This is a genomic window from Citrobacter sp. wls757 (assembly GCF_005280935.1).
GTDB lineage: Bacteria > Pseudomonadota > Gammaproteobacteria > Enterobacterales > Enterobacteriaceae > Citrobacter > Citrobacter portucalensis.
Genome location: NZ_SZWU01000039.1, coordinates 120005 through 126728 on the forward strand (window position 1 = coordinate 120005; position 6724 = coordinate 126728).

At 53.3% G+C, this 6724-nt stretch carries 7 protein-coding genes; 6 read left to right on the forward strand and 1 reads right to left on the reverse strand.

Annotated features, from left to right (window positions below):
- From FDW94_RS24130 to FDW94_RS11120, 4 genes are all read left to right on the forward strand, one after another.
- Positions 1-153, forward strand: a 153-nt coding sequence (locus tag FDW94_RS24130; RefSeq protein ID WP_249358458.1) for a 2-keto-3-deoxygluconate permease, incomplete at its 5' end; no start/stop codon positions are given.
- The gene (locus FDW94_RS11110; RefSeq protein ID WP_060682743.1) at positions 150-1421 is read left to right on the forward strand and encodes a D-threonate kinase; all 1272 of its coding nucleotides are present in this window, start codon (positions 150-152) and stop codon (positions 1419-1421) included. The genes FDW94_RS24130 and FDW94_RS11110, both read left to right, overlap by 4 nt.
- The gene (locus tag FDW94_RS11115; protein ID WP_137377581.1) at positions 1411-2394 is read left to right on the forward strand and encodes a D-threonate 4-phosphate dehydrogenase; all 984 of its coding nucleotides are present in this window, start codon (positions 1411-1413) and stop codon (positions 2392-2394) included. Before FDW94_RS11110 ends, FDW94_RS11115 begins: the two co-directional genes overlap by 11 nt.
- A gap of 9 nt (positions 2395-2403) precedes the next feature.
- On the forward strand, positions 2404-3171 hold the full coding sequence (locus tag FDW94_RS11120; RefSeq protein WP_032942381.1) for a DeoR/GlpR family DNA-binding transcription regulator: 768 nt from the start codon (positions 2404-2406) through the stop codon (positions 3169-3171).
- Between the two features lie 30 nt (positions 3172-3201).
- On the opposite strand, the gene FDW94_RS11125 is transcribed toward FDW94_RS11120, so the two are convergent.
- Complete coding sequence (locus FDW94_RS11125) at positions 3202-3549, reverse strand: YacC family pilotin-like protein (protein ID WP_032941691.1); 348 nt, start codon at positions 3547-3549, stop codon at positions 3202-3204.
- A gap of 153 nt (positions 3550-3702) precedes the next feature.
- Between FDW94_RS11125 and cueO the strand changes: the two genes are divergently transcribed.
- Positions 3703-5319 (forward strand): multicopper oxidase CueO, encoded by a 1617-nt coding sequence (cueO, locus tag FDW94_RS11130; RefSeq protein ID WP_137377582.1) that lies wholly within the window; start codon positions 3703-3705, stop codon positions 5317-5319.
- A gap of 183 nt (positions 5320-5502) precedes the next feature.
- Positions 5503-6724 (forward strand): Tar ligand binding domain-containing protein (locus FDW94_RS11135; RefSeq protein ID WP_249358428.1); only part of this gene is annotated, 1222 nt, incomplete at its 3' end.

Genomic DNA, 6724 nt, shown 5'->3' on the forward strand with positions numbered 1-6724 from the left:
GCACAGGCCGATCCCTCGCTGGCAGAGGTTGCCGCTGCGGCAGCGCCGCTGATCGCTGCGTCAGTCATTACAACCGCAATTCTGACGCCAATTCTTACGTCGTGGGTCGCGAAAAGGCAGTCTCGTCAGGCCGTGCAGGAGAAGAAAGCATGAAAATGATCGTTATCGCCGATGACTTTACGGGCTCTAACGATACCGGCGTACAGCTGGCGAAAAAAGGGGCGCGTACCGAAGTAATGCTGACCCCAGCGCAGAAACCGTCGCGCCGCGCCGATGTTCTGGTCATCAATACGGAAAGCCGGGCGATGCTGGCAACGCAGGCCGCCGCGGCTGTACAACAAGCGTTAGCGCCATGGTGTGAGGGCGAAGCAACACCGCTGGTATACAAAAAAATAGACTCGACATTTCGTGGCAATGTGGGGGCTGAAGTCACTGCAGCCATGCGTACAGCCGGTCGGACGCTGGCCGTGATTGCGGCGGCAATTCCTGCTGCCGGGCGCACTACGCAGGATGGCTTGTGCCTGGTCCATGGTGTGCCGCTGCTGGAAACGGAATTCGCCAGCGATCCAAAAACGCCTATTCACTCTTCGCGTATTGCTGAACTGGTCGCACTGCAAAGCGATGTCCCTGTACATGAGGTGTCGCTGGTGGATGTGCGTCGGGGAAGTTTGAGTGCGCTGCTGAGTGCTTTTGCAAAAGCCGGCGAATGTATGGTGGTGGTGGATGCCGTGGAAGAGCGAGATCTCGCGCTCATTGCGCAGGCGGTTTGTGAGCAAAAACAGATGCCGCTGCTCGTAGGGGCGGCAGGGCTGGCCAATGCGCTACCGGCCGCAACGTTTATGCAAGAAAAGCAGGAATTACCGGTGTTGGTTGTGGCTGGCTCAATGAGTGAGGCAACGCGACGTCAGGTGGAAAAAGCAGTGTGTCAAGGTCGGGCAAAAGTCGTTGATATCGATGCCGCGCGGTTGGTTGCATCGTCATTTGCACCGGAAATGGACTCTGTTATTGAACAGGCTTGCGCGCAACTGAGCCAGCAGCAGCACACGATCTTACGCACCAGTCGATGTGCAGAAGACCGGGACATGATCGACACGCTGTGTTTCAACGTGGGGATGAGTCGCCAGCAGTTGGGAGAACTGCTGAGTCAGCGTCTAGGGGAGATAACGCTGCGCATTATTGAACAAGCACGTATCGGCGGATTGTTCCTGACCGGAGGCGATATTGCCACGGCGGTCGCCAGTGCGTTGGGTGCTGAAGGGTATCGCATCCACAGTGAGGTCGCCCCCTGTATTCCGTGCGGAACGTTTGTGAATAGCGAGATTGACGACTTGCCGGTTATTACCAAAGCGGGTGGATTCGGTTCTGATACGACCCTTTGCGATGCGCTGTATTTTATTGAGGAGATGTACCGTGGTAACTAAAACAATTGCGATTACGATGGGAGATCCGGCGGGGATTGGTCCGGAAATTATTGTTAAAGCGCTACGCGAAGATGAACTTAATGGTGCATCGCTGGTGGTGGTTGGGTGCCTAAAAACGCTGCAGCGGTTACAGGCTCAGGGGCTGGCTGACGGAGTAACATTTCGCGCTATTGAACAGGTCGCCGATGCCAGATTCACGCCAGATACGATTCATGTGATTGATGAACCGCTGGCGAAACCTGACGAACTGGTCCCTGGTACAGTGCAGGCGCAGGCGGGCGATCTGGCCTATCGCTGTGTGAAGCGGGCGACTGAACTGGCGATGAAGGGGGATGTACATGCCATCGCGACCGCGCCGTTGAACAAAGAAGCGCTGCATCTTGGCGGACACAATTATCCTGGACATACCGAACTGCTGGCAACGCTAACCGAAAGCCGCGACTATGCGATGGTGCTGTACACCGATAAGCTGAAAGTTATCCATGTTTCGACGCATATCGCACTGCGCAAATTCCTTGATACGCTCAATGGGCAACGTGTCGAAACGGTGATTGGTATCGCAGATACCTTCCTGAAGCGCGTAGGCTTTGCACACCCGCGTATTGCCGTTGCGGGGGTGAATCCACATGCCGGAGAGAATGGCCTGTTTGGCGATGAGGAAATTCGTATTGTCGGACCCGCGATTGAGAATATGAGAGCGAAGGGGATGGATGTTTACGGTCCGTGCCCGCCGGATACCGTGTTTTTACAGGCTTATGAAGGTCAGTATGACATGGTGGTGGCGATGTACCACGATCAGGGGCATATCCCGCTGAAATTGCTGGGTTTCTATGATGGTGTAAATATCACAGCAGGTTTACCGTTTATTCGTACCTCTGCCGATCACGGTACGGCATTTGATATCGCCTGGACGGGAAAAGCAAAATCTGAGAGCATGGCCGTATCGATCAAACTGGCAATGCAACTGGCGTAATTTACTGTTATGAAAGGGCAACACCGTCTGGATAAGATTGTGGCGTATTTGAAAAATCATACGCTGGTTACCGTGGAACAGTTGGTTGACGCGGTTGACGCCTCTCCAGCAACGATCAGGCGCGATCTCATCAAGCTGGATGAACAGGGTGTGATCAGCCGCAGCCACGGCGGTGTTGCGTTACGACGCTTTGAAGCTGCGCAGCCAACCACAAACGAAAAGCAACTGCGATCGCCTGCTGAGAAACGGGCGATTGCGCGTTTTGCCGCCTCAATGGTGCGTGCGGGTGATGCCGTGGTGCTTGATGCCGGTACCACAATGCTGGAGCTGGCAAAATGTCTGACGCATTTGCCGCTGCGAGTGATTACCGTTGATCTGCATATTGCCCTGTTTTTGTCAGAATTCCGTCAGATAGAGGTGACGATCGTCGGTGGACGCATCGATGACAGCAGCCAGTCCTGTATTGGTGAGTTTGGCCGGAAAATGTTGCGCAGCGTCTATCCTGATATTGCTTTTATGAGCTGTAACACCTGGAGTATGGAAAAGGGTGTAACCACGCCAACGGAAGACAAAGCGGGATTAAAGCAGGAAATTATTGCGAATGCCCAACGGAAGGTATTGCTGGCGGATAGCAGTAAGTACGGCGCACATTCGTTATTTAACGTCGCGCCGCTTAGTTGCTTTACCGATGTTGTTACCGATGTGAATCTACCGCCAAACGCGCAGGCTGAATTAAAAGCGCAATCCGTTGCCCTGACGCTGGTACAGCCAGAGTAACGGCAATCTCAACCCTGATTGCGCCGGAGATTATTTAACGTAGGCCAGCAGGCTCAGAGAGTCACGCGCCAGCGCTTTGCATTTCTTTGCTGTTGGGATGCCGATACCGCTGAGATCGCGATAGCTGTCCTCACCCAGTGCCTTCATGTTGAAGGTGTCGTAATTGCTCAGGTCCCACTGGTTTTGCTGGGCAAAAAAGACCAGTGCGCGACGGATCTGCCCATTTGGCAAATTCTGGTATCCACAGTCATTTTTCAGAAAAACAAAAACTGCCGTTAAATCGGCCATATCTTCGGCTTCGGACTCGCTGAGCGCGTAGCTATTTGCGCATACGGCCATCAGGGTGCCGAACAAAACTGTTCTGAAAAACGTCTTCATTGCTTCTACCACTGCATCACGGAATTTAAACGTTAGCACACTGCGAGCGAAGCGACGACCTTTATTATTAGCCGTTTACTTGACCTTCCCGTAAGGGGAAGGCTTATGCTTAAAAGATAGCCTGCTTAAGCTGCTGAATATAAGGAAGTGATTATGCAACGTCGTGACTTTTTAAAGTACTCCGTGGCGCTGGGCGTCGCGTCAGCATTACCTCTGTGGAGCCGTAGCGTATTCGCCGCAGACCGTCCCGCATTACCCATTCCAGACCTGTTAACCGCCGATGCTTCTAATCGCATTCAGTTGATTGCACAAGCCGGGCAGTCGAGCTTTGCAGGTAAAACTGCTACCACATGGGGATATAACGGCAATTTACTCGGACCTGCGGTCAAGCTGAACAAAGGGCAGTCGGTGACCGTGGATATCCATAACCAGCTTGCCGAAGAGACGACGTTGCACTGGCACGGCCTGGAAATCCCCGGTGAAGTCGACGGTGGACCGCAAGGCATTATCCCTGCGGGCGGGAAACGTTCGGTGACCTTCACGCCGGATCAGAGGGCGGCAACCTGCTGGTTCCACCCGCATCAGCATGGAAAGACCGGTCGTCAGGTAGCGATGGGACTGGCCGGACTGGTGCTGATTGAAGATGAAGAGATTCGCAAGCTGCTGCTGCCTAAGCAGTGGGGCATTGATGATGTGCCGGTGATCATTCAAGACAAACAGTTCTCTGCTGATGGGCAGGTTGATTATCAACTGGACATCATGACCGCCGCCGTCGGCTGGTTTGGCGATACGCTGCTGACCAACGGGGCGATTTATCCTCAGCATGCGGCACCGCGCGGCTGGCTGCGCTTGCGTCTGTTGAATGGTTGTAACGCACGCTCACTGAACATTGCGGCCAGCGACAATCGTCCTTTGTACGTCATTGCCAGCGACGGCGGACTGTTGGCGGAACCGGTAAAAGTGACCGAGCTTCCTATGCTGATGGGCGAGCGCTTTGAAGTGCTGGTGGATGTGAGCGACGGCAAAGCTTTTGATCTGGTCACTCTGCCAGTCAGCCAGATGGGGATGGCGATTGCGCCATTCGATAAGCCGCATCCAGTCATGCGCGTTCAACCGTTGCTGATTACCGCTTCCGGCACGCTGCCAGATTCGCTGACATCCATGCCATCGCTGCCGTCACTGGAAGGTCTGACGGTGCGCAAGCTGCAGCTGTCGATGGATCCGATGCTCGATATGATGGGCATGCAAATGCTGATGAAGAAATACGGCGGTCAGGCCATGGCGGGTATGGATCATGGGAAGATGATGGGCCATATGAATAATGACAATATGGGCCACGGCAATATGAATCATGGCAATATGAACCACGGTGAGATGGGGAATATGCAGCATGGCGACATGGGCAACATGAAGCATGGAACATTCGACTTCCATAATGCCAACCGGATTAATGGCCAGGCATTTGATATGAATAAACCGATGTTTGCCGCGGCGAAAGGTCAGCACGAACGCTGGGTGATTTCCGGCCAGGGCGACATGATGCTGCATCCGTTCCACATTCACGGCACGCAGTTCCGCATTCTGTCTGAGAATGGCAAAGCGCCTGCCGCACACCGCGCGGGATGGAAGGACACTGTGCGGGTAGAAGGCGGCGTGAGCGAGGTGTTAGTGAAGTTTGACCACGACGCGCCAAAAGAGCATGCCTATATGGCGCATTGCCATCTGTTAGAGCATGAAGATACCGGGATGATGCTCGGCTTCACCGTCTAAAAAATTACGCTGTGCTTATCCGGCCTGCAGAAATCTCTCGTAGGCCGGATAAGACACAGTCTCTTTACAGCGTTTCACCGCACGACTCCCTCCTCCTGCAAATTCTGCTATTGCGCATAAAGTAATCGCCTTTGAAGCCGATAATCATTGGGTACCCAATGTGAGTTCAATGGATGAAATACTATGATTAAAAATGTGCGTGTTATTACCGGCATTCTTCTGGTTCTCGCCATTTTCTGTTTGCTACAGGTCGTGACAGGAAGCTTTTTTTATTCTGCGGTAAACAATGATCGCCATAATTTCCAGAACTCAGGCACCCTGAATGCCCAACAGGAAAATCTGAGTGATAGCGTCAATACGCTGATTAAAACCCGAGTAACGGTAACCCGCGTAGCAATTCGTTTCTTAAAGAATCAACGCGATCCGGCCTCACTGGCGGCCATTGATACTTTGCTAAAGACGGCGAGTGAGTCGATGAAGAAGGCTGAGGGATACTTCGCGCATTATCAGTCATTGCCGCAGGTGTCGGGGCAGAATCCGCAAATTGCATCTGAAATGGAAAAACAGTATCGGCAGATGCACGACGTGATGGCGTTATCGATAGAGTATCTGCGCGCGAATAACTATCAGGCCTATGGCGATCTTGATGCTCAGAAGGCGCAGGATGAAATGGAAGCCAGCTATGACCAGTGGCGTAACGAAAACAACGCGTTGCTCCAGCACGCGGCGGCGGAAAATCAGCACAGCTTTACCCGCATGCAATGGACGTTAGGGGCAATTGTCGTCGCTGTGCTCATCGTTCTGGGCATGATCTGGAGTGGGTTGCAGCATATGCTGCTTAAACCCCTGGCGCAGATCATGGAGCATATCCGCATTATTACCCGTGGTGATCTGACCCATCAACTCGACGTCCAGGGACGTAATGAAATGGGACGTTTGGCCACGGGCTTAGATGAAATGCGACAGTCGCTGATTTCGACAGTCACGTCGGTGCGTAACAGCTCAGAAACGATTCATAGCGGCGCAACGGAAATCTCATCAGGTAACAACGATCTGTCTTCGCGTACTGAGCAGCAGGCTGCTTCACTTGAAGAGACAGCCGCCAGCATGGAACAGCTTACCGCGACCGTGAAGCAAAATACGGACAATGCGAAACAGGCGACTCAACTGGCTAAGAATGCGTCTGATACTGCCGCACGTGGTGGACGGGTTGTTGATACTGTCGTGCACACGATGAGTGAAATTGCCGGTAGTTCACAGCAAATTGCGCAGATCACCAGCGTCATCGACAGTATTGCTTTCCAGACCAATATCCTGGCGCTCAACGCGGCGGTTGAGGCTGCCAGAGCAGGAGAGCAGGGACGCGGATTTGCTGTTGTGGCGGGTGAAGTCCGTACCCTGGCAA

Coding starts and splice junctions, on each gene's coding strand:
- FDW94_RS11110 (WP_060682743.1), top strand. CDS start 150: ATGAAAATGATCGTTATCGCCGATGACTTTACGGGCTCTAACGATACC.
- FDW94_RS11120 (WP_032942381.1), top strand. CDS start 2,404: ATGAAAGGGCAACACCGTCTGGATAAGATTGTGGCGTATTTGAAAAAT.
- FDW94_RS11125 (WP_032941691.1), bottom strand. CDS start 3,549: ATGAAGACGTTTTTCAGAACAGTTTTGTTCGGCACCCTGATGGCCGTA.
- cueO (WP_137377582.1), top strand. CDS start 3,703: ATGCAACGTCGTGACTTTTTAAAGTACTCCGTGGCGCTGGGCGTCGCG.